Annotated in this window: 19 protein-coding genes and 1 tRNA gene; 6 read left to right on the top strand and 14 right to left on the bottom strand. The window is 66.0% G+C overall.

Annotated features, from left to right (window positions below):
• The coding region (locus BRAO375_RS14890) for a heavy metal translocating P-type ATPase (protein ID WP_083842486.1) at positions 1-2,658 on the bottom strand (2,658 nt) is incomplete at its 3' end.
• Positions 2,659-2,709: 51 nt separating this feature from the next.
• On the opposite strand from BRAO375_RS14890, the gene BRAO375_RS14885 reads away from it, so the two are divergent.
• Complete coding sequence (locus BRAO375_RS14885; protein WP_006613634.1) at positions 2,710-2,985, top strand: metal-sensitive transcriptional regulator; 276 nt, start codon at positions 2,710-2,712, stop codon at positions 2,983-2,985.
• A 280-nt stretch (positions 2,986-3,265) separates the two neighbouring features.
• On the opposite strand, the gene BRAO375_RS14880 is transcribed toward BRAO375_RS14885, so the two are convergent.
• Positions 3,266-4,246, bottom strand: a complete 981-nt coding sequence (locus BRAO375_RS14880) for a YiiX/YebB-like N1pC/P60 family cysteine hydrolase (RefSeq protein ID WP_009028289.1) — start codon at positions 4,244-4,246, stop codon at positions 3,266-3,268.
• A 193-nt stretch (positions 4,247-4,439) separates the two neighbouring features.
• Between BRAO375_RS14880 and BRAO375_RS14875 the strand changes: the two genes are divergently transcribed.
• Positions 4,440-5,849, top strand: a complete 1,410-nt coding sequence (locus BRAO375_RS14875) for a flavin monoamine oxidase family protein (protein ID WP_009028288.1) — start codon at positions 4,440-4,442, stop codon at positions 5,847-5,849.
• Between the two features lie 279 nt (positions 5,850-6,128).
• Here BRAO375_RS14875 and BRAO375_RS14870 read toward each other — a convergent pair whose 3' ends face one another.
• The 7 genes from BRAO375_RS14870 to rpmI form a co-directional block, all read right to left on the bottom strand.
• Positions 6,129-7,073, bottom strand: a complete 945-nt coding sequence (locus BRAO375_RS14870) for an MBL fold metallo-hydrolase (RefSeq protein WP_009028287.1) — start codon at positions 7,071-7,073, stop codon at positions 6,129-6,131.
• Positions 7,074-7,105: 32 nt separating this feature from the next.
• The gene (locus tag BRAO375_RS14865; protein WP_009028286.1) at positions 7,106-7,882 is read right to left on the bottom strand and encodes a sulfite exporter TauE/SafE family protein; all 777 of its coding nucleotides are present in this window, start codon (positions 7,880-7,882) and stop codon (positions 7,106-7,108) included.
• Positions 7,879-10,287, bottom strand: a complete 2,409-nt coding sequence (pheT, locus tag BRAO375_RS14860) for a phenylalanine--tRNA ligase subunit beta (protein ID WP_009028285.1) — start codon at positions 10,285-10,287, stop codon at positions 7,879-7,881. The genes BRAO375_RS14865 and pheT overlap by 4 nt, the downstream gene beginning before the upstream one ends.
• Positions 10,284-10,781 carry an endonuclease domain-containing protein gene (locus tag BRAO375_RS14855; RefSeq protein WP_009028284.1) on the bottom strand — a complete coding sequence of 166 codons (498 nt, stop codon included), beginning with the start codon at positions 10,779-10,781 and terminating at the stop codon, positions 10,284-10,286. The genes pheT and BRAO375_RS14855 overlap by 4 nt, the downstream gene beginning before the upstream one ends.
• Positions 10,782-10,936: 155 nt before the next feature.
• Positions 10,937-12,019 (bottom strand): phenylalanine--tRNA ligase subunit alpha, encoded by a 1,083-nt coding sequence (gene pheS, locus BRAO375_RS14850; protein ID WP_009028283.1) that lies wholly within the window; start codon positions 12,017-12,019, stop codon positions 10,937-10,939.
• A gap of 143 nt (positions 12,020-12,162) precedes the next feature.
• Positions 12,163-12,522 (bottom strand): 50S ribosomal protein L20, encoded by a 360-nt coding sequence (gene rplT, locus BRAO375_RS14845; RefSeq protein WP_006612326.1) that lies wholly within the window; start codon positions 12,520-12,522, stop codon positions 12,163-12,165.
• A gap of 71 nt (positions 12,523-12,593) precedes the next feature.
• Positions 12,594-12,794 (bottom strand): 50S ribosomal protein L35, encoded by a 201-nt coding sequence (rpmI, locus tag BRAO375_RS14840; protein WP_006612327.1) that lies wholly within the window; start codon positions 12,792-12,794, stop codon positions 12,594-12,596.
• 498 nt (positions 12,795-13,292) lie between these two features.
• Here rpmI and BRAO375_RS14835 point away from each other — a divergent pair, with 498 nt between their 5' ends.
• A complete protein-coding gene (locus tag BRAO375_RS14835) occupies positions 13,293-15,071 on the top strand; it encodes a response regulator (protein ID WP_244423194.1) in 1,779 nt (592 codons plus the stop codon).
• Between the two features lie 111 nt (positions 15,072-15,182).
• Here BRAO375_RS14835 and infC read toward each other — a convergent pair whose 3' ends face one another.
• Positions 15,183-15,722: a translation initiation factor IF-3 gene (infC, locus tag BRAO375_RS14830; RefSeq protein WP_085963464.1), complete on the bottom strand. Its 540-nt coding sequence runs from the start codon at positions 15,720-15,722 to the stop codon at positions 15,183-15,185.
• A 326-nt stretch (positions 15,723-16,048) separates the two neighbouring features.
• On the opposite strand from infC, the gene BRAO375_RS14825 reads away from it, so the two are divergent.
• Positions 16,049-16,834 carry an alpha/beta hydrolase gene (locus BRAO375_RS14825; protein WP_009028281.1) on the top strand — a complete coding sequence of 262 codons (786 nt, stop codon included), beginning with the start codon at positions 16,049-16,051 and terminating at the stop codon, positions 16,832-16,834.
• A gap of 11 nt (positions 16,835-16,845) precedes the next feature.
• On the opposite strand, the gene queG is transcribed toward BRAO375_RS14825, so the two are convergent.
• The gene (queG, locus tag BRAO375_RS14820; protein ID WP_083842485.1) at positions 16,846-18,024 is read right to left on the bottom strand and encodes a tRNA epoxyqueuosine(34) reductase QueG; all 1,179 of its coding nucleotides are present in this window, start codon (positions 18,022-18,024) and stop codon (positions 16,846-16,848) included.
• Positions 17,973-18,665 (bottom strand): glutathione S-transferase family protein, encoded by a 693-nt coding sequence (locus BRAO375_RS14815; protein ID WP_009028279.1) that lies wholly within the window; start codon positions 18,663-18,665, stop codon positions 17,973-17,975. Before BRAO375_RS14815 ends, queG begins: the two co-directional genes overlap by 52 nt.
• Positions 18,666-19,023: 358 nt before the next feature.
• Here BRAO375_RS14815 and BRAO375_RS14810 point away from each other — a divergent pair, with 358 nt between their 5' ends.
• Positions 19,024-19,830 (top strand): undecaprenyl-diphosphate phosphatase, encoded by an 807-nt coding sequence (locus BRAO375_RS14810; protein ID WP_009028278.1) that lies wholly within the window; start codon positions 19,024-19,026, stop codon positions 19,828-19,830.
• 115 nt (positions 19,831-19,945) lie between these two features.
• Here BRAO375_RS14810 and BRAO375_RS14805 read toward each other — a convergent pair whose 3' ends face one another.
• Positions 19,946-20,914 (bottom strand): complex I NDUFA9 subunit family protein, encoded by a 969-nt coding sequence (locus BRAO375_RS14805; RefSeq protein WP_009028277.1) that lies wholly within the window; start codon positions 20,912-20,914, stop codon positions 19,946-19,948.
• Positions 20,915-21,139: 225 nt separating this feature from the next.
• Between BRAO375_RS14805 and BRAO375_RS14800 the strand changes: the two genes are divergently transcribed.
• Positions 21,140-21,226, top strand: a tRNA-Leu gene (locus tag BRAO375_RS14800).
• Here the strand turns inward: BRAO375_RS14800 and BRAO375_RS38385 are convergent.
• Positions 21,188-21,443: hypothetical protein (locus BRAO375_RS38385; protein ID WP_210161269.1), on the bottom strand; the 256-nt coding region annotated here is incomplete at its 5' end. The genes BRAO375_RS14800 and BRAO375_RS38385 overlap by 39 nt on opposite strands.

Below are 21,443 nucleotides of genomic sequence, written 5' to 3'. Positions count from 1 at the left end.
GGCGATCGGCTTCGCCGCGCTCGACTCCAAGGCGGCGGCGATGATCGGCGACAGCAGGATGCCGAACACGGGATAGAGGATGCCCGCCGCAATCGGGATGCCCGCCGCGTTGTAGATGAAGGCGAAGAACAGGTTCTGGCGGATGTTGCTCATGACAGCCGCCGAGAGCTTTCGCGCTCGCGCGATGCCGCCGAGGTCGCCTTGCAGCAAGGTGACGCCGGCGCTCTCCATCGCCACATCCGTGCCGGTGCCCATGGCGATGCCGACATCGGCCGCGGCCAGCGCCGGCGCGTCATTGACGCCGTCGCCGGCCATCGCCACCACCTTGCCGCTGGCGCGGAGACGCGCGACCACCGCGCTCTTCTGCTCCGGCAGCACCTCGGCCTCGACCTCGGTGATGCCGATTTTCCGCGCCACCGCGGTCGCCGTGGTGCGGTTGTCGCCGGTCAGCATGATCACCTTGATGCCATCGGCCGCCAGCGCCTTCAGCGCGTCCGGTGTGGACGCCTTGACCGGATCGGCGATCGCGAACAGCGCCGCCGGCTTGCCGTCGACGGCCATCGTGATCACCGTGGCACCCTCCTCGCGCAGCCGCTTGCTCTCGACGCCGAGCGCGTCGGTGATGATGCCGAGCGAGGCGAGATAGGTCGGGTTGCCGAGCACGATCGCCTTGCCGTCAACCTCGCCGCGCGCGCCCTTGCCGGTCGGCGCATCGAAGTTCTTGACGTCGGTCAGCCTGAGCTTGCGCTCGCTGGCGTGACGGACGATCGCCTCGGCGAGCGGATGCTCGCTGGCGCGCTCGACGCTGGCGGCCAGCCGCAGCGCCTCGGCCTCGTCGATGCCATCAGCGGTGACGATGCTGGTCACCTTGGGCTTGCCCTCGGTCAGCGTGCCGGTCTTGTCGACCACGAGCGTATCGACCTTCTCCATGCGCTCCAGCGCCTCGGCGCTCTTGATCAGCACGCCCGCCTGCGCGCCGCGGCCGACGCCGACCATGATCGACATCGGCGTCGCCAGCCCCAGCGCGCAGGGACAGGCGATGATCAGCACACTCACGGCGGCGACGAGACCGAAGGCGAAGCGCGGCTCGGGGCCGAATGCGTACCACGCGACGAAAGCCGTGACGGCGGCGGCGATGACCGTCGGCACGAACCAGCCCGCGACCTGGTCGGCGAGGCGCTGGATCGGTGCGCGCGAGCGCTGCGCGTCGGCCACCATCTGCACGATCTGCGACAGCAGGGTTTCGCGCCCGACCTTGTCGGCCCGCATCACGAAGCTGCCGGTCTGGTTCAAGGTGCCGGCAATGACCCGCTCGCCCTCGTCCTTGGTGACCGGCATCGACTCGCCCGTCACCAGCGACTCATCGAGAGACGAACGGCCTTCGAGAATGATGCCGTCGACCGGCACCTTCTCGCCGGGCCGCACGCGCAAGCGATCGCCGGCCGCGAGCTCGGCGATCTCGACCTCATGATCGTTGCCCTCGGCGTCGAGCCGTCGCGCCGTCTTCGGCGCCAGCTGCAGCAGCGCCTTGATCGCGCCCGACGTGGCCTCGCGCGCCCGCAGCTCCAGCACCTGGCCCAGCAGCACGAGGATGGTGATGACCGACGCCGCCTCGAAATACACCGCGACAGTGCCGCCATGACCGCGGAACGCCGGCGGAAACGCCTGCGGCATCACGGTCGCGATCACGCTGTAGACATAGGCGACACCCGTGCCCATCGCGATCAAAGTGAACATGTTGAGATTGCGGGTCTGCACCGACTGCCAGCCGCGCACGAAAAACGGCCAGCCGGCCCACAGCACCACCGGCGTCGCCAGCGCGAACTGGATCCAGTTCGACAGCATGGGGTCGATCAGCCCGTGGCCGCCGACGAGGTGCCCGCCCATTTCCAGCACCACAACAGGGGCAGCCAACACGGCGCCGATCCAGAACCGCTTCGTCATGTCGGCGAGTTCGGGATTGGGTGCGTCGTCGAGACTGATGACATCAGGCTCCAGCGCCATGCCGCAGATCGGGCAGGTGCCGGGCCCTTCCTGCCGGATCTCCGGATGCATCGGGCAGGTGTAGATCGTGCCCGCCGGCATCTCCGGCGGCGGCGCGCGCTCGCCGAGATATTTGTCGGGATCAGCGGCAAACTTGGTGCGGCAGCCGGCGGAGCAGAAATGGAAGGTGTGGCCCTGATGATCGAAGCGATACTTCGACGTCGCGGGATCGACGCTCATGCCGCAGACGGGATCGATGACCTTGGTCGCATCCGGAGCATGCGCGTGATGATCGTGGCCACCGCAGCAGGAGCCTGCCGTTGCAGGAGCGGCAGCCGGGGCGAGGTACTTCGCCGGATCGCCCGCGAACTTGGTGCGGCATCCAGCCGAGCAGAAGTGAAAGGTCTGGCCGTCATGCTCGAAGCGATGCTTCGACGTGGCCGGATCGACCGACATGCCGCAGACGGGGTCCTTCACCTTGATCGCTGCCGGGGCGTGATCGTGCCCGCCACAGCAGGCGCCCGCGCTGCTTGCCGGCGTCTCGGCACGATCGCTGCAACGCGCATCCGAAGACGCCTGGTCTTGTCCGGTTTCCGCCGTGCCTGCGCGCGGTCCACAGCCGCATCCGCTTGCAGTGCCCGCTGCGGCACCATGCCCGTGTTCGGTTTCCGACATCGCCCAGCCTCGCCTCTTGAAACCTATACCCTGTAGGGGTATATAGGCTGCATGCGCGACGACATCAAGACTTCCTGTCAGAAACGTTTGAGCCGGATCGAAGGGCAGGTTCGGGGCCTGTCAAAAATGGTCGAGGACAACCGCTACTGCATCGACATCGTGACCCAGATCTCCGCGGTGCGGGCTGCGCTGCGGCGCGTCGAGGAGGAGATCCTGCGCGACCACGTCTCGCATTGCGTCGAGCACGCGATTGCATCGGGCGACAAGGCCGACCAGCGGCAGAAGATCGCGGAGCTGATGGACGTGATCAGCCGGTCGGATCGCTAATCTTGGTAGTCAAAGCGCGAGCCCTGAGCCACGAACGCCGTGTACCTCGCCCCGCCAGGGCGAATCGAAGCTTCGCTAGGGCGGGGAGAGGTCGGATGGCATCTTCAGATGCCATCCGGGTGAGGGGGGCTCTCGGTACGCCCGGTGTTCGTGGCTGCCCTCACCCCAACCCCTCCTCAGCGCGAGCGAAGCTCGTCGCGACCCCGTAAGAACGGGGAGAGGGAGCACACTGCCTGATGAGCGCGTGCTCGAATCCAACTTAGATGCAGTTAGCAAGAGTTCAGACCGCAACCTTGTTGCGGCGGCGCGCGGCCGGACGGGCAGCCAACGTCCGCACAGGCTCGGCGACGAGAAAATGCTCGTTGACCACGAGCCGCTCGATCACCTTTTCGATCATCACTTCCTCAGCCGCAACCGGCTGCGTCGCCTCTTCGTCAGCCGTCTCAGGAACGAGCGGCGGCGCTGTGACGGATCCTGGAAACACGGCGAACTCGCCCGCTACCTCCGCGAGCGGCTTCTGCTTGTCGGCCCAATGCAGCGTCGTGTAGTCGAACCCGTTGACGATGGTCGGCTTGACGATCTCGAAATAGGGCGAGATGTCGAAGTCGCGCGGCATGTACAGCGACGAATCGCGGATGTGCAGGATCTCGCGCTTGGCGCGCCTCGACGGCGCCCGCGTGATCTTCGGCAGGATCGGATAGCGCACCGCGTCGAACGCCTGCGCGATCAGCGCCGAGCAGATCATCTTGGTCGGATCGCCCGAGCCCAGCGCGATCATGCGCCGCCGCCAGCGCTGCGGGATCGGCATCGGAATCAAATAGCGCATCAAATCGATGATGTTCTTGGTGTCGTAGCCGAAGCCGATGCGGTTGATGGCATAGCGGCAGACGGTGTGACGGTCCTCGAACGTCAGCCCCACCGGCCGGCACACGCGGGTATGGTAGGCGAAATATTTCGATAGCGGCGCCGAGATCACGCCGTCGCCGACATAGGCCTCCACCAGCACATGCGGCTCGCCATCCGGCTCGACCGCGCCGTCGATCGGCCCGACATACAGCGCGGCATGCGACCAGGTCGATTGCGTGAGATATTTGATGATGCCGGAAATGCGGCTGTTGCCTTCGACCAGCAGCACGTCGCCGGGCTGGATGTCCTTGCGGAGGTAATCAGGATCGCTGGGCGTGAACGGCTCATAGCCCGGTATCTCCTTCTGGAGATAGGCGGCAATCAGCTTGCCGATCTGGTCGAGCACGATACCCATGACGGTCCCCGGGCGACCTTGACCGGCCGCTTGCCTTTGTCCCTGCTTCCATGATGGTCGATTGCGGTTGCAATTTGGTTCATAGTCGAAGCGTTCCCTGCGTCATCACGTTTACCATTCTCGTTGCCGCGCTGCGGCAGATGCGGCAAGTTCGGCAGAATCGCATCCCGCAAAAGCTTTCGGAAACCATGTCATGAGCTTCACGCGCCGCGGCTTCCTCTCTGCATCCGCGGTGCTGGCCGCCACGCCCCTGTTCGGCAGGGCTGCGGCCGCCGCACCGCCGCGCGAGGCTGACATTGTCGTGATCGGTGCCGGCGCGGCCGGCATCGCCGCCGCCCGCCGCGTCATGGCGGCGAACCGCAAGGTCGTGCTGCTCGAGTCCTCCACGCAGATCGGCGGCCGCTGCAGCACGGATCTCACCACATTCGGCGTGCCGTTCGATCGCGGCGCGCGCTGGCTGTTCAGCACCGACAGCAATCCGATCGGGAAGCTCGCCCGCGGCGTCGGTGTCGACGTCGTCGCCGCGCCGGTCGGCCAGAAGATCCGCGTCGGCCGCCGCAACGCGCGGCCGGGCGAGACCGAGCAGTTCCTTGCGGGTCTGGTGCGCGCGAATCGCGCCATTGACGAGGCCTCGCGCGGCAAGCTCGACACGTCCTGCGCCGCGGCGCTGCCGAAGGATCTCGGAGATTGGACCAACACCACCGCCTTCGTGCTTGGCCCCGGCGCAACCGGCAAGGATCTCGCTGATCTCTCCGTCATCGACAAGGCGCGCGCCCAGGACCGCAACGCGCCGCTCGCCTGTCGCCAGGGTCTCGGCACGCTGATCGGCAAGCTCGGCGAGGGCCTGCCGGTGGCGCTGTCGACGCCGGCGAGCCGCATCGTGTGGAGCAACCGCGACGTCGCGGTGGAAACCCCGGCGGGGCGCATCGCAACGCGCGCCGTCATTCTCACCGTATCCACCAACGTCCTCGCCTCGGGCGCGATCAAGTTCACACCGGAGCTGCCGAAACGGCAGCTCGACGCGGCGGCCAAGCTCAGTCTCGGCAGCACCGATCACATCGCCCTGATGCTGTCGGGCAATCCGCTCGGATTGGCCCGCGACGAAGTCATCGTCGAGCAGAGCAACTCGAACCGCACGGGTCTGTTGCTGGCCAATATCGGTGGCTCCTCGCTGTGCACCATCGACGTCGCGGGAAGCTTCGGCCGCGAGTTGTCAGCGCAAGGCGAGGCTGCGATGACGGCATTCGGCAAGGAGTGGATCGGCAAGCTGTTCGGGGGCGAAGCGGCCGCAGCGGTGAAGTCATCAGTCGCGACGCGCTGGAATCAAGTACCTGGCGTGCTCGGTGCGATGTCGGCGGCCGCACCCGGAAACCAGGGTGCACGCAAGATTCTCGGCGAGCCTTTGGGCCCGCTGTTCCTCGCCGGCGAAGCCACGCACGAGACGCTGTGGGGCACGGTCGACGGCGCGTGGGATTCGGGCGAGCGTGCAGCGGAGGCCGCGTTGCGCCGGATTGGTGCGCTGAAGGAGCCCGAGCCGGAGCAGGCGAGCGAGCGGAAGCGTGGTGGCCGCCGCAAGGTGCGATCAGCCTCGCCGGAAGATTGATTGCTGATCGCCGAGCTAACAGCGCAACATCTACGCGGCGTCGGTTGCTGCGCCCTCTCCCCTTGCAAGAGAGGGCATGTCGGAACGTGCCGCAGGCTCGTTTGGGCGAGGGGGATCTCACCACGATTGTCACTCACGGGGAGATAGCCGTCACCCGATCGTGTGCGTGGATCGGTCGGAGATGCCCTCTCCCGCAAGGGGAGAGGGCGCAATCATGATCATCGCGCCGGTATCTTCAGTCGTGCTTCGGTCGAGCAGCTTGGTAGTGTCCTCGGGTCGCTAAACCGGCAGCTTCAAATCCATCAGATCCTTAGCGACCACGATGCGACCCGTGTAGTTCTTCTTCACATCGCGCGTCCAATCCTCGTCCCTCACTTCGGGATCATCGCCCGGCACGAAATGGCTGAGCACCAGCACCTTCACGCCGGCCGCTGCCGCGATGCGTCCGACGTCTTCCGTGGTGGTGTGGCTCTCGAGCAGGTGCTTCTTCAACGTCGAGCCGTTCTTCGTCTTCAGCACGAGCCGATCGACCGCCGGGACATATAGGCATTCATGCACGAGCACGTCAGCGCCTTTGGCAAACTCGGCGAGCTTCGGGTTGTAGGCGGTGTCGCTCGAGAACACGATGGTGCCGTCCGGCGTTTCGAACTTGTAGGCGAAATTGTCGGTGATCGGCGGATGCGGCGTGCGGAACGCGGTGACCGTCACGTCCGGCGTCTTCACGACGACGCCGTCAGCATCGATATCCTTCGCGATCAGCAACGGCCGGGGATCGGGCCGGCCCTCGTCGTCGATGCGGGTGTCGACGTCGAACCTGTTGGTCTCCCAGAAGCTCCGCGTCATCGCCTCCAGACCTTTTGGTCCGAACGACTGGATCGGTGTCGACAGGCCCGCGGCCCAGGCATTGTAGAACAGGTTGCCGTATTCCAGATTGTGATCGGAGTGATGGTGGCTGATCAGGATGTATTTGATTGACGGGATCGGTACGCCGGCGCTGACGAGCTGGCGGCTGACGCCCATGCCGCAATCGATCACGAACGGCGTGCCGTTGACGACGACCAGATTGGCTGGGTTGGAGGCGCCGACACCGACCCGTGGCCCACCCTTGGTGCCGAGAAAGACGATTCGCGTGCCGCTCTTGGCGCCCTGTGCGAACACGGATGGCGCGGCGATGGCTCCGGCTGTACCCATCGCGAGCGACAGCATCGTGCGGCGGTTGATCATCGTGTCCTCCCGGCAGTGTCGTTGCGGAGAGGCTAGCCCCGGCCGAGCACGCCGTCGAGGGCCGGGAGTCCGAAGATGACGGCCATGGCGATCAGCGCGTAGCAGATCGCGCGGAACACGCGCTCGCTGGCGCGGCCGAACAATGACGCGCCGAAGGCAACGCCGAGTGCGTAGACCGGGCCGATCAGCAGCGCGAGCTTCAGCGAATCCCAGGTGATCAGCCCGCTCGCCGCATAGCTCACCATCGCGAAGAGGTCGGACGCGCCGAAGAACAGCACGATGTTGGCGCGCGCAATCTTCGGCTCGATGGGGCGACCGAGCCAGTAGCCGACGATCGGCGGACCGCCGGTTTGAGCCACGCCGCTGCAGAAGCCGGAGACGGCGCCCACGGCGACCGACAAAGCGGTGTGCTCCTTGCCGCGATAGCGCCAGCCGGACAGCAGCAGCGCAAGCAATGCGATCACGAAGCCGGTGATGATCCAGCGCACCGTGACCGGGTCGAGCCGGCTGAGGAAATGGGTGCCGAGGGGCACGCCGACCAATGCGCCTGCAACGATCACCGCCGTGGCCTTGCGGTCGGCGTTCCGCCAGGCGTTGGGGATTGTCGGAGCCATCGACACGAAGTCGATCACCAGCAGCAGCGGTGCGACGAGGCGCGGAGTCGCAAAACTGCTGGCGAGAGGCATGAAAATCAGCGCCGCGCCGAAGCCGGAGAAGCCGCGCGCGGTTGCTGCAATGAAGGCGACGATCGCCAGAGCGGTCGTCGCGAACGGGCTGAGGTCGGCAGGGATGAGCCCGGAGAGGCTCATCCGCGCAACGCGCCGCCGGTCTTCTTGGCCACGTCGGCGGTGATCCTGGCAGCGACGGCGTCGATCTCCTCGTCGGTCATCGTCTTGTCGCGCGGCTGCAAGGTCACGGCGATCGCGACCGATTTCTTGCCGTCCTCGATGCCCTTGCCTTCGTAGATGTCGAACACGGTGACGTCGCTGATCAGCTTCTTGTCGACGCCCTGCGCCGCCTTCACGATGTCGCCGGCCTTGACCTTGCGATCGACGATGAAGGCGAAGTCGCGCGACACCGGCTGGAACGCTGAGAGCTCCAGCACCGGCTTGGCACGGGTCGGCTTCGCCTTGGCGGCCGGAATGCGGTCGAGAATGACCTCGAAGGCGACCAGAGGGCCGTCAGCCTTCAGTGCCTCCAGCGTACGCGGATGCAGCTCGCCGAAATGGCCGAGCACGTTCTGCGGTCCCATCTGGATCGTGCCGGAGCGTCCCGGATGCATCCAGGCAGGTCCCCCGGCGACGATCTGCAGCGACGCCATCGGCGCGCCGGCCGCAGCCAGCACCGCGAGCGCATCGGCCTTCGCGTCATACGCATTGGCCGGCTGCGATCCGGTCCAATGCCGGCCGAGGCCCTTCGACGCGGCAATGCCGCGGCGGATGCCGCTGGCGGCGACGAACTGATCCTCCGGACGATCGCCCTTGAAGATCTGGCCGACCTCGAAGATGGCGGCGTCGCCGAAGCCGCGATCGGCATTGGCCTGCACGGTGGCGATCAACCCCGGCAGCAGGCTGGGGCGCATGTCAGAGAGATCCGACGCAATCGGATTGGCGAGCGCGAGCTCGGCCTTGCCGCCGCCGAACAGCTCGGCGGCCGGCTTGGAGATGAAGGACCACGTCACGGCCTCGACCATGCCGCGTGCGGCGAGCGCGCGCTTGGCGCGACGCGTGCGCAACTGCAACGGCGTCAGCACCGGCTTGCGCGGCGCATCGCCGCGCTCGAACGGCGTCATCGGCACTTTGTCGACCCCGACCATGCGGACGATCTCTTCGACGAGATCGGCCTTGCCATGGACATCGCTACGCCACGACGGCACCGCGACCTTCACGATCGGGCCGGTACCGGCCAGCGTGAAGCCGAGATGCGTCAGGATACGGCGCATCTCCGGGAAAGGCACCTCGATGCCGGCGAGGCGCTTCACCTCGGTGATGGGAAAGTCGATGATGCGGTCGTCGCCATAGGCGTTGCCGACCACGACATTCTCCGAGGGCGTGCCGCCGCAGAGCTCGAGCACAAGCCTCGTCGCCATCTCCAGGCCGGGCACCATGAAGGCCGGATCGACGCCACGCTCGAAACGATAGCGCGCGTCGGAGTTGATGCCGAGCTTGCGGCCGGTCTGGGCGATGTTGATCTCGTTCCACAGCGCCGATTCGATCAGCACGTCGGTGGTGTCTTCGTCGCAGCCGGAGGCCTCGCCGCCCATGATGCCCGCGAGCGATTCGACGCCGGCGTCGTCGGCGATGACGCACATCGATTGGTCGAGCGTGTAGGTGCGGCCGTCCAGCGCCAGCAAGGTCTCGCCGTCGCGCGCGCGGCGAACGACCAAATTGCCCTTGACCTTCTTGGCGTCGAACACGTGCAGCGGACGGGCACGGTCGAAGGTCATGTAGTTGGTGATGTCGACCAGCGCGTTGATCGGGCGCAGCCCGATCGAGGTCAGGCGCTGCTGCAGCCATTTCGGCGACGGGCCGTTCTTGACTCCGCGGACCAGCCGCAGCGCGAAGCCCGGACACAGCCTCTCGTCTTCGACCGCGACCTTCACGGGGCAGGGGAATTCGCCCTTGATCGGCTTGATGCCGGGATCCTTGAGCTTGCCCATGTCGGCGGCGGCGAGGTCGCGCGCGATGCCGTGCACGCCGGTGCAGTCCTGGCGGTTCGGCGTCAGGTTGATCTCGAACAGGGGATCGCCGAGCCCGGCCCAATCCGCATAGGGCTTGCCAATCGGCGCATCCGCCGGCAGCTCCATGATGCCGTCGTGATCGTCGGAGATCTGCAATTCGGCTGCCGAGCACAGCATGCCGCGACTCTCGACGCCGCGGATGGTGCCGACCGACAGCGTGATGTTCTTGCCGGGAATGTAGGTGCCCGGCGGCGAGAACACGGAGACGAGGCCAGCCCGCGCATTCGGCGCGCCGCAGACGACCTGCACCGGCGCGCCACCGTCGCCGGTGTCGACCATGCAGACGCGCAGCCGGTCCGCGTTCGGATGCTGCTCTGCGGAGATCACGCGCGCGATTTTATACGGCGCGAGCAACTTCGCCTTGTCCTCGAGATGCTCGACCTCGAGGCCGATCATCGTCAGCTTGTCGGCGAGCTTCTCCACCGGCTCATCGGTGTCGAGATGGTCCTTCAGCCAGGACAGCGTGAATTTCATGGCTGCATGCCTCGGATCTTGCTGTTGTTCGTGTCGTGTGAGTTGTCTTGTAAATTGTTTTGGCCGCTCGCACCGCTCTCTCCGTTCCCTCCCCCCTTGTGGGGGAGGGTCAGGGAGGGGGGTAAGCCGCGGGCGCGAGCTTGGATAGCCTGGCGGATGGCCTCAACGACGCCTTCCAAATTCGAGGTCACCTGCTCATTGGTGAAGCGGAGGATCTGAAAACCTTCCGCTGCCAAGAATGCATCGCGAGCGGCGTCCTTCATCTGGCGTTCGGGAAAGTCGTGCGACTCGCCGTCGAGCTCGATCACGAGCTTTGCGGAGAAGCAGACGAAGTCAGCGATATAGTTGCGAAATGGCACCTGTCGACGAAAGCCGATGCCATCGATCCGGTTTGCCTTGATGTAGCGCCACAGCAGCGTCTCCGCGCGCGTCATCGCCTGGCGAAGTTGCTTCGCTCTGTTGCGCTGGCGCTCGCTGACATCTGCGTGGGGCATCCTGGGCTACCCCCCTCCCTGACCCTCCCCCACAAGGGGGGAGGGAACGGAGAGACCGGTCGTAGCCGAACCAAGCATACGGCGGGCCCAGCCCTCCCCCGCAAGCGGGAGAGGGAGTCTGACCGTCCGATTCGAGAGAGCCGGGCCGCTCTCGCTCACGTGCTCAATCCCCCCGCCAAGGTCGGCACCTCCAGCGGCTTGAAGCCGTAATGCGACAGCCAGCGGACGTCGCCTTCGAACAGCTGGCGCAGATCGCTCATGCCGTATTTCAGCATCGCGATGCGGTCGATGCCCATGCCCCAGGCGAAGCCTTGATATTCGTCGGGATCGATGCCGCAGGCGCGCAGCACGTTCGGATGCACCATGCCGCAGCCGAGAATCTCCAGCCAGTCCTCGCCCTCGCCGAAGCGGATCTCGCCCTTGTCGCGGCGGCACTGGATGTCGACCTCGAGCGACGGCTCGGTGAACGGGAAGAACGACGGCCGGAATTTCATGTTGATGTGGTCGACCTCGAAGAAAGCCTTGCAGAACTCGTGCAGGATCCATTTGAGGTGGCCGAGATGCGAGCCCTTGTCGATGACGAGGCCCTCGACCTGGTGGAATTGCGGCGTGTGGGTCGCGTCGGAATCGATGCGGTAGGTGCGCCCCGGGCAGATCACGCGGATCGGCGGCTTCTGGCTCAGCATGGTGCGCACCTGCACCGGCGAGGTGTGGGTCCGCAGCAGCATGCGCGAGCCGTCCGGCTTCGGATTGAAGAAGAACGTGTCGTGCATCTCGCGCGCCGGATGGCCTTCCGGGAAGTTCAGCTTGGTGAAGTTGTAGTCGTCGGTCTCGACATCGGGGCCTTCGGCGATCGAGAAGCCCATGTCGGCGAAGATCGTGGTCAGCTCGTCCATCACCTGGCTGAGCGGATGGATGCGCCCGGTGTCGGCCGGCGTGTCCTGCAGCGGCAGGGTCACGTCGATGGTCTCGGCCGCGAGGCGGGCATCGAGCGCGGCGGCCTTGAGCACGTCGCGGCGCGCGGTCAGCGCCTGCGTGACCTTGTCCTTGGCGAGGTTGATCGCTGCGCCTTGGGTCTTGCGCTCGTCCGGCGACATCTTGCCGAGGGTGGCGAGCAGCGCCGAGATCGAGCCCTTTTTGCCGAGCGCGGAGATGCGCACGGCCTCCAGCGCGGCTTCGTCGCCGGCGGCGGCGATCTGATCGAGGATCGAGGTTTCGAGCGAGGCGAGGTCGGACACGGGCAAAATCTCCGCGGGGCAAAGGCGGCTGGGTTGTCGCCGCGACGGCGACAGGGGTCAAGCGAAACGAGCGATCGCGCCAGACAGCAAAAAGCGGCCGAGAGCGTCGGCCGCTTTTGAAGTCCTCACGATGCGGAAGGCGATCAGGCGGCGAGCGCCGCCTTGGCCTTCACAACGATCGCCTCGAACGCGGCGGGCTCGTTGATCGCGAGATCCGACAGCACCTTGCGGTCGACGGTGATGCCGGACTTGGACAGGCCGTCGATAAATCGGCTGTAAGTCAGCTCGAACGGACGCACGGCGGCGTTCAGGCGCTGGATCCAGAGCGCGCGGAAGGTCCGCTTCTTGCGCTTGCGATCGCGGAACGCATACTGGCCGGCCTTCTCGACGGCGGCCTTGGCGGCGCGGATGGTGTTCTTGCGGCGGCCGTAGAAACCCTTGGCGGCCTTGTAGACCTTCTTGTGCTTGGCGTGGGCGGTCACACCGCGTTTGACGCGAGACATGACGGTAATCCTTGTTCAGAGATGACGGAGAAGCCGCGTGGCGCGGCCAGGGTTCGGAAGCGAGGAGCCGCTCAGGCGTTCGGCAAGAAGTACTTCTTGACGTTGTCGCCGTCGGTCTTGAACAGCACGCGAGTACCGCGCAGCTGCCGGATCTGCTTCTTGGTCCGCTTGATCATGCCGTGGCGCTTACCGCGCTGAGCGTGCATGACCTTGCCGGTCCCCGTCACCTTGAAGCGCTTTTTGGCGCCGGATTTGGTCTTCAGCTTGGGCATTTGGCTCTCCTTGATGCCAACGGCAAGCCGCCCGCGAAAGCGGCGCCATCCGGCGAAATTGCTCGTTAGAGCGTTGATTGTGCTCAGGTTTCGGATCCAGACCCGGACCCACCCGCACAGGACATCGCCACGGCAGCCCTTGATCAGCCGGGCGACGAAGGCCGCGCTTATGCCAGAGAAGTTCGGAAATGGCAATGACCGGAAGCGCTTCTCCGGATTCGAGAGGAATGCCGAGCACGGCGCCCATCCGGCCGTGAGGGCCGTTCAGAAGCAATCAAGGACGTTGGCAACAAAGTTTCCCGCGCGCCACCCGTAGCCGTCAATCCAAGCTTTACCCCGAGGACCCTACCGTCTGCTTCAACTACCACGAGAATTTCCGAAATCTGCACCGTCCCAGAGATGAACAGCAGCAATTCACCCATCGACACCGCTGTCGGCCCGTCAGCCTCGACCTCCGTCAGCCCGGCGACAGCAGGATCAGAGGTCCAAGCGGGGCCCTTGCCCCGGCGTCTGCAGTTCGGGGCCATCGCCCGCGCCACGCCGTTGTCGATCGTCAGCACGCTCATCAACACGACGGTCGTGCTGGTCTCGTTCCGCGCGGTGGTTGATTGGAATCTGCTGCTGCTGTGGTCCGGCGTCTCCTATGCGCTCGGGATCATGTTGCTCTATCGCTGGTTTGCGCAGCAGCGCCGGAACCGGCGAGCCACCGGGCCACGGCCGCCCAGGAAGCCGAAATCCGCGCGCAAGAACGTCATCATGGCCGCGATCATGGCCGCGCCTTGGGGAATCCTGGGGCTGTGGCTGTTCGGGCAGCTCCCTCCCGAACAAGAGATGGTGCTGATCGCGGCGTCCGTGGGCATGGCGGGCGGCGGCAGCGTGCTGCTGTCGTCTGTCTACCCGGCTGCCGTCACCTACGTGGCGGTGATCATCGGGCCCGTGATCGTCAGATGTTTGACGTTGCCCGGCAGCAACTACACGATGATGGGGCTCATGGCGCTGAGCTATGGGTTCTTTCTGATCACCACGACCAGCACCTATGCAAAACTCTTCGCTGAACGGGGCGAGGCTCTCGATCGACTGGGCAAGAGCCTCGCCGCTGCGGAAGAGGCGAGCCGGGCCAAGTCGGACTTTCTGGCGATGATGAGCCACGAAATCCGGACGCCGTTGGCCGGCATGATGGGAATGATCGACCTGCTCGTCGGGACCGAGCTGAACGAGGAGCAGTGCGGGCTGGCTCACGTCGCCCATGAATCGGCGCGCAATCTGCTGACGGTCGTCAACAACATCCTGGACTTCTCCAAGCTCGAGGCCGGGCAGTTCGAGCCGGAATCGATCCCCTTCAGCGTGCGCCATTCGGTCGATGAGGTGAGGCTGCTGCTGGCACCGAAGGCACGAGGCAAGGGACTGCAATTCGAGACCAGCATCAGCAGCGAGATTCCGGACCAATTGGCCGGCGATCCCAGCCGTCTCGGTCAGATCCTGCTCAACCTGGTCGGCAATTCGATCAAGTTCACCGAGACCGGCACGATCAGCATCGCGGCCTTCCCGGTCGCGTCCTCGCCTGAGTTCATGCAACTGCGGTTCGAGGTGAGGGACACCGGGACGGGCATTCCTGCCGATGTGCAGAAGGGCCTGTTCAATGCCTTCGTGCAGGCGGACTCGTCGATTTCCCGCAAGTATGGCGGCAGCGGGCTGGGACTCGCGATCTGCAAGCGCCTGTGCCAGGCGATGGGAGGCGACATCGGCGTCGACAGCGAGCCCGGACGCGGCAGCACGTTCTGGTTCACGATGAGGTGCGGCCCCTGCGACGCGCCGGTGAAGGTGCCGTCGCCGCCGTTGGTGCCGACGATCCAGCGTGAGACGGCGGATTTGAAAATCCTGGTGGCCGAGGACAACGACATCATCCGCTCGCTGGTGTCCAAGCTGCTCGCCCGAAGCGGCTATCGGGCGGACCTCGTCTGCAACGGCCGGGAGGCGGTCGAAGCGGTACAGCGCCAGACCTATGATCTCGTGCTGATGGACATGCAGATGCCCGAGATGGACGGCATCACGGCAAGCCGGCTGATCCGTGCCATCGATGGACCCGTGCGCAACGTGCCGATCATCGCCCTGACCGCGAACGCGCTGGTCGGACAGCGCGAGATCTGTCTCGCCGCGGGGATGAATGACTTCGTCACCAAGCCGATCCGCCCCGAGGCGCTCCAGGCCGCGATCGCCATGCACCGCCCCGTCGCTCCGGGCGCCTCTGGCGAGACGGCGGTCGTTTCGGCGATCTGACCAGATCGTCTCGAAGCGGCCACGGACTGCTCGGGGGCGGCCTGCCGCGTCGGCAGGAAAAAGCCCGCCAATCGCGTGGCGGGCCCGGTTTGGCGCGTCGGGATCTGGCGGCTAGCGCGGGGCCAGAACCATGACGACCTGACGTCCCTCGAACTTGGCGTCCTGCTCGACCTTGGCAAACGCCGCGACGTCGGACTTGACCTTGTCGAGCAGCTTGGTGCCGATCTCCTGGTGCGCCATTTCGCGGCCGCGATAGCGCAGCGTGATCTTGACCTTGTCGCCCTCTTCGAAGAAGCGCTGCATCGCCCGCATCTTCACGTCGTAGTCGTGGTCATCGATCATCGGACGGAGCTTGATCTCCTTGATCTCGACGACCTTCTGCTTCTTGCGGGCCTCGGCGGCCTTCTTCTGCGCCGAATATTTGTACTTCCCGTAGTCCATGATCTTACAGACGGGAGGCGAGTTGTTCGGCGAAATCTCGACCAGATCCATGCCGGCCTCTGCCGCCATCTTGATGGCGACGACGGTCTCGACGACACCACGGTTGGTGCCTTCGGCGTCGATCAGCTGGATCTGCGCATTGCGAATCTCATCATTGGTGCGCGGCCCGTCTTTGACGGCAGCGGGCGGGGCTCGATTGGGGCGGCGAATGGGTAGTTCTCCAAGGTTGTGGAAGAAGGCGGCTAGTTTGAAGGAAGATGCCTTTGCGGGCAAGGTCGCGCAGGCCCGGTGCGTCGAAATTCCGCCCGGCCTTGGCGGCACTTGCGTCGCACGCGCAGGATGTCAACGTGACGGCGTCGTCCCCCAAAAGAGACCATCTGGCCAGAAATGGCGCTCGAACCGCGCTCCCGGCCGTCATGGTTCCGCCCGCGGACATAGAGTGCGCGGCGCGCTTTCGCAAGCGGCAGCGCCGGGTTTGGCCAATTGACGGGAACGCCCGGTTCGCCCACACAACGTCCGCCATCGAGTAACGATCCATGAACCAAGCTGTCGAATCGACCGATCTCCCTGCTTTCATAGCGGTCGGCACCGGCGAATCCGCCCGCCGGATCGCGGTCCGGGCGCGTCCGGGCAATCCGCCCGGTCTGTTCTGGCTCGGCGGCTTCAATTCCGACATGAAGGGCACCAAGGCGCTGGCGCTCGATGCCTGGGCGGCGGAGCACGGCCGCGCCTGCGTCCGGTTCGACTATTCCGGCCACGGCGAATCCGGCGGGCGCTTCGTCGACGGCACCATCGGCCGCTGGCTCGAGGAGAGCGTCGCCGTGTTCCGCCAGTTCTGCCGCGGGCCGCAGGTGGTGATCGGCTCCTCCATGGGCGGCTGGATGGCACTGCTGCTGGCGCGCGAGCTGCTGAAGCAGCCCGGCGAGGCGACGCTGGCGGGCATGGTGCTGATCGCGCCGGCGCCCGATTTCACCGAGGAGCTGATGTGGAAGGGCTTCTCGCCGGAGGTCCGCCAGGAGATCGAGAGCCGTGGCGTCTGGATGCGGCCGTCCGACTATGGCGAGCCCTATCCGATCACCAGGGCGTTGATCGAGGAGGGACGGAATCACCTGCTGCTCGGCAGCGCCATCAATGTCGGCTGCCCCGTGCGCATCCTGCAGGGCGCTCAGGATCCCGACGTGCCCTGGCAGCACGCGTTTGCGCTGACGCACCGGCTGCCCGCCGAGGACGTGGTGCTGACCATGATCCAGGACGGAGACCACCGTCTGTCGCGGCCGCAGGACATCGCGCGCATGCTGGCCGCAGTCGGCGAAATGGGCTGAGGCGGCCGGCGTCAGCATCGGGCTTCCCATTCGGCGCGGACGCTGTCGTCGGGTTCGGTCGCAAGCGCGACCTCCGCGCGCCGCATGAAGGCAATCACGTCGAGCAACTGCCCGAGCGCCCAGGCAGCGGCGCCGCGGACCAGCGGATTCGGATCGGCCGTCAGTCGCTCCGCGACCGGAGCAAGCCCGGCCTCGCCGGAGTTGCCGATCGCGATCAGCACGTTGCGCAGGAAGCGGTCGCGGCCGATGCGCTTGATCGGCGACTTCGTGAACAGCGCCCGGAACGCGGCATCGTCGAGCGCGGCCAGTTCGTCGAGAGCCGGCGCGCGCAGCGCGTCGCGGGCCGCCAGTTTCGCCTCGCGCCCCGCTTGCGCGAACTTGTTCCACGGGCAGGCGGCCAGGCAGTCGTCGCAGCCATAGATGCGGTTGCCCATGGCCTTGCGGAATTCGCGGGGGATCGGCCCCTTGTTCTCGATGGTCAGATACGAGATGCAGCGCCGCGCATCGAGGCTGTAGGGCGCCGGGAACGCCGCGGTGGGGCAGCTGTCGAGGCAGGCCCGGCAGGAGCCGCAATGATCACGCTCCGGCGCATCCACGGGCAGCTCGAGCGTGGTGTAGATGGCGCCGAGGAACAGCCAGGAGCCGAAGCCGCGCGACACCAGATTGGTGTGCTTGCCCTGCCAGCCGATGCCAGCCGCTTCCGCCAGAGGCTTCTCCATGACAGCTGCGGTATCGACGAACACCTTCACGTCGCCGCCAGTCTGTGCGACCAGCCAGCGCGCCAAGGTCTTCAGGTTCTTCTTGATGACGTCGTGATAGTCATCGCCGCGGGCATAGACGGAGATCGCGGCGCGACTGCGCTGGTCGAGGACGGCGCGCGGGTCTTCATCCGGGCCGTAATTGACGCCGAGCATGATGACGCTGCGGACCTCGCTCCACAACGTCCGCGGATCTGTGCGCCGCGCGGGCTCGCGGGCGAGCCAGTCCATGTCGCCGTGCTGCCCTGATGCGATGAAGCGCTCGAAGGCAGCGATTCGCTCGCTGCCGATGACGGGCGCCGTCATGCCAACAGCATCGAAGCCGAGTTTGAGCGCCTCGGCCGCCAGTGCCGCCTTGAGGGCGTCTGGCGCGTTGGCGCTCAGAAGTCGAGATCCACGTAGGTCCGCGACGCCGGCACGCCGGCCAGCCAGTCGGACAGCAGCGGCCGGAACGACGGCCGCGACTTCACCCGCGCGTACCACGCCTTCGCGGCGTCGTCCTCGATCCATGGCACGTCGCCGAGATAGTCGATCGCGGAGAGATGCGCGGCGGCCGCGAGGTCGGCATAAGTCAGGCGGTCGCCGGCGAGGAAATTGCGCCGCTGCGCCAGCCAGCCGATATAGGCGAGGTGATAGCGCACATTGGTCTTGGCGGCGCGAATCACGTCGGTCGACGGCGGTCCGCCGCCATCCTCCTCGCTCATGAAGCGCTTGTAGATGCGCTCGGTGACCAGCAGGTTCGAGGCCTCCTCGAAGAACTTGGTGTTGAACCAGTCCATCAGCCGGCGCACCTCGACGCGCTCGGCCGGCGTCGCCGGCATCAGCCGCCGGTCGCCCGCCTCAGGCCCGCAGGTCTCGTCGAGGAATTCGGCGATCACGCCGACGCCAGGCACGGGCGGCATGTCGTCCACCGAGAGCACCGGGGTCGTGGCCGCCGGATTGAGCACGAGGAACGCCTCGCGGCGCTCCCAGGCACGTTCCTCCACCAGGCGCAGATCGAGGCCGTATTCGCCGAGCACCAGCCGGACGAAGCGCGAATGCGGACAAAAGGGGTGGTGGTAGAGCGTGTACATGGAGCCTTTCGACGATCGCGCAGCGGCTTGGCACTTAACGAACAATCAACCACCGGCTCGCGCCGATGGATCGTCCCGATACCGGCGCAGGTGGGCCCGGCGCGATTCGGACCATTAGCGCATGGTCGGCGAAAGTGTAAGCAGTAGGGCGACGGGTCGGCATGCGGGAAATGACGTTCCGGGAACACGGATCGAGATATGAGGTCCGCAAGCCGGTACGGCCGCGTTCTGATTCGTAGGCCTCGTCACACGCCGGTTCATTCATCTGATGTGGCCGGCCATGCCGCTTTTTGCAATTGCGGCCGCCGGCCGAATAGGCGAGAAGGGCCGCGTTTTGCCGGCAATCCTGGATCCGATCATGATGTCAGATACGCTGCGGGCGGTGCTTCTCGGCATTGTCGAGGGCGTCACCGAATTCCTTCCGGTATCCTCGACCGGCCACCTGCTGCTCGCGGAGCGCTTCTTCGGGCTCGGCGAGGACGGCTTCTGGAAGAGCTTCGCGATCCTGATCCAGCTCGGCGCCATCCTTGCGATCGTCGCGCTGTACTTCTTCAAGCTGACCCGCGTCGCCGTCGGCGCGCTCACCAATCCCGACGACCGCCGCTTCATCATCGGCGTGCTGATCGCGTTCCTGCCCGCCGTCATCATCGGCCTCATCGCCGGCAAATACATCAAGGCGCTCCTGTTCGACCCTTGGGTGGTCTGCTTCTCGCTGATCGTCGGCGGCGCCATCCTGCTGTGGGTCGACCAGATCGACTTGAAGCCGAGAGAGCACGACGCCACGCGCTATCCGCTGATGATGTATCTGTGGATCGGCGTCGCGCAGTGCCTGGCGATGATTCCCGGCGTGTCGCGCTCCGGCGCCACCATCGTGGCGGCGATGCTGCTCGGCGGCGACAAGCGCTCGGCCGCGGAGTTCTCCTTCTTCCTGGCGATCCCGACCATGGTCGGCGCCTTCGTCTACGACTTCTACAAGAGCCGCGCCGAGATGACGTCGGATCACCTCGGCCTCATCGCGATCGGTTTCGTCGTCTCCTTAATCACCGCGATGATCGTGGTGAAGGCGTTCCTCGGCTACGTCACCCGCCACGGCTTCGTGCTGTTCGCCTGGTGGCGCGTCATCGTCGGCACCCTCGGTCTGATCGCGCTGGCGCTGGGGAAGTAGTCCGCCGCTCTATCCGCTCGTCATTGCGAGCGTAAGCGAAGCAATCCAGAATCGCACGTGACGCCCTGGATTGCTTCGCTACGCTCGCAATGACGGCGGTTAACAGTTGTGCCCCTCACGCATTCTTGCGCTGAAACTGCCCCGCCGGGCGGAAGCGCCAGAGATATTGCGGGCCGATCGCCTCGAGCGAATCCGGCGTGATGCCGAGGCCTTGCAGAGTCAGCCCCGCGGCCGTCGCGGCTTCCGACACCACGTTGTCTTGGCGCAGCAGCTCGACCTGATCCGGCGTCAGCTTCAGCGGGCCCGGCGCGAATTGCAGGAAGGCGGCCTGGAGCTTGGCCAGTCCGAACGGCAGCGGCAGCAGCGCGCGGTCGCGGTCGGTGATGTCGAGAATGATCTTGAGGATCTCGCGGAAGCTCAGCACCTCCGGGCCACCCAGCTCGTAGGTCGCACCGGCCTGCGCCTTGCCGTCGACGGCATCGGCGATTGCGGTGGCGACATCGCCGACATAGACCGGCTGCATCTTGGTCTCGCCGCCGCCCACCAGCGGCAGGAACGGCGCCACGCGGGCGAGCGCGGCGAAGCGGTTGGTGAACTGGTCCTCGGGGCCGAACACGACCGACGGGCGCATGATCACGGCCTCCGGCACGGCGGCCAGCGACGCCGCTTCACCGGCGGCCTTGGCGCGGGCGTAGCTGGAGGCCGATTCAGCGTCCGCGCCGATCGCCGACACGTGCACCAGCCGGGCGCCGGCGGCGGCCGCAGCCTTGGCGACGGTGGCGGCGCCTTCCGCCTGCACGGCGTCGAAGGTCTGCGCGCCGCTCTCGGTCAGGATGCCGACGAGGTTGATCGCGACATGGCTGTCGCGCAGCGCCGCCGCGACCGAGTCGGGATAGCGCAGATTGGCCTGCACGGTGTGGATCTGGCCGACGCGGCCGAGCGGCTGCAGATGGCCGGCAAGCTCCGGCCGGCGCACCGCGACGCGGATGCGGTAGTCGCGCTTGGCCAGCGCCCGGACCACGTTGCGGCCGACGAAGCCGGAGCCGCCGAACACGGTGACGAGGGTGTCCAGATTCGATGCCATTGGGATCATTCCTGGGATAGAAGGGCGGTCGATCCGCCCCGGAGGAGAGGGCTGTCAGCGGCGATTCGCACCCCGCGGCCCGCCATCTTGCGCCGTTGTATAGCCCATCGCCCGCGCCGCGGAAAAGAGAGCCGTGTTTTTGCGCCTGCGGTGAGAAAAATTGTCATCTTGGGCTCCGAGCGGTTTGACAAGCCGCCCTTCGATCCGTACACACCGCCTCCACATGCCCAGGTGGCGGAATTGGTAGACGCGCTGGCTTCAGGTGCCAGTGGCTTAACGGCCGTGAAGGTTCGAGTCCTTTCCTGGGCACCACGCTTCGCTCTTCGAGCTCCGCGTGGCGCCGCCGAGCTGAAGCTCGGGTTGTGATTTTTCCCCGACATCGCTGTAGCTGCCGAAGGCGCAGGACCACAGATTCCGTGGGTCGCAGACGTTTCGTCGCGCACTGGCGGCTTTCGCCGTAAGCTCCATTCGAGCCATGACATCATCTCGTTGCACCACCTCGCTGCAGTTCTCGATCTCGCCGCGCTGA

This window comes from Bradyrhizobium sp. ORS 375, from assembly GCF_000239775.1.
Taxonomy (GTDB): domain Bacteria; phylum Pseudomonadota; class Alphaproteobacteria; order Rhizobiales; family Xanthobacteraceae; genus Bradyrhizobium.
This window is presented reverse-complemented; position numbering and strand designations above follow the sequence as displayed.

Coding starts and splice junctions, on each gene's coding strand:
- BRAO375_RS14870 (WP_009028287.1), bottom strand. CDS start 7,073: ATGATCAACCGCCGCACGATGCTGTCGCTCGCGATGGGTACAGCCGGA.
- BRAO375_RS14885 (WP_006613634.1), top strand. CDS start 2,710: ATGCGCGACGACATCAAGACTTCCTGTCAGAAACGTTTGAGCCGGATC.
- BRAO375_RS14810 (WP_009028278.1), top strand. CDS start 19,024: ATGATGTCAGATACGCTGCGGGCGGTGCTTCTCGGCATTGTCGAGGGC.
- BRAO375_RS14865 (WP_009028286.1), bottom strand. CDS start 7,882: ATGAGCCTCTCCGGGCTCATCCCTGCCGACCTCAGCCCGTTCGCGACG.
- rplT (WP_006612326.1), bottom strand. CDS start 12,522: ATGTCTCGCGTCAAACGCGGTGTGACCGCCCACGCCAAGCACAAGAAG.
- BRAO375_RS14880 (WP_009028289.1), bottom strand. CDS start 4,246: ATGGGTATCGTGCTCGACCAGATCGGCAAGCTGATTGCCGCCTATCTC.
- BRAO375_RS14875 (WP_009028288.1), top strand. CDS start 4,440: ATGAGCTTCACGCGCCGCGGCTTCCTCTCTGCATCCGCGGTGCTGGCC.
- rpmI (WP_006612327.1), bottom strand. CDS start 12,794: ATGCCCAAGCTGAAGACCAAATCCGGCGCCAAAAAGCGCTTCAAGGTG.
- pheT (WP_009028285.1), bottom strand. CDS start 10,287: ATGAAATTCACGCTGTCCTGGCTGAAGGACCATCTCGACACCGATGAG.
- BRAO375_RS14815 (WP_009028279.1), bottom strand. CDS start 18,665: ATGTACACGCTCTACCACCACCCCTTTTGTCCGCATTCGCGCTTCGTC.
- BRAO375_RS14825 (WP_009028281.1), top strand. CDS start 16,049: ATGAACCAAGCTGTCGAATCGACCGATCTCCCTGCTTTCATAGCGGTC.
- BRAO375_RS14805 (WP_009028277.1), bottom strand. CDS start 20,914: ATGGCATCGAATCTGGACACCCTCGTCACCGTGTTCGGCGGCTCCGGC.
- BRAO375_RS14855 (WP_009028284.1), bottom strand. CDS start 10,781: ATGCCCCACGCAGATGTCAGCGAGCGCCAGCGCAACAGAGCGAAGCAA.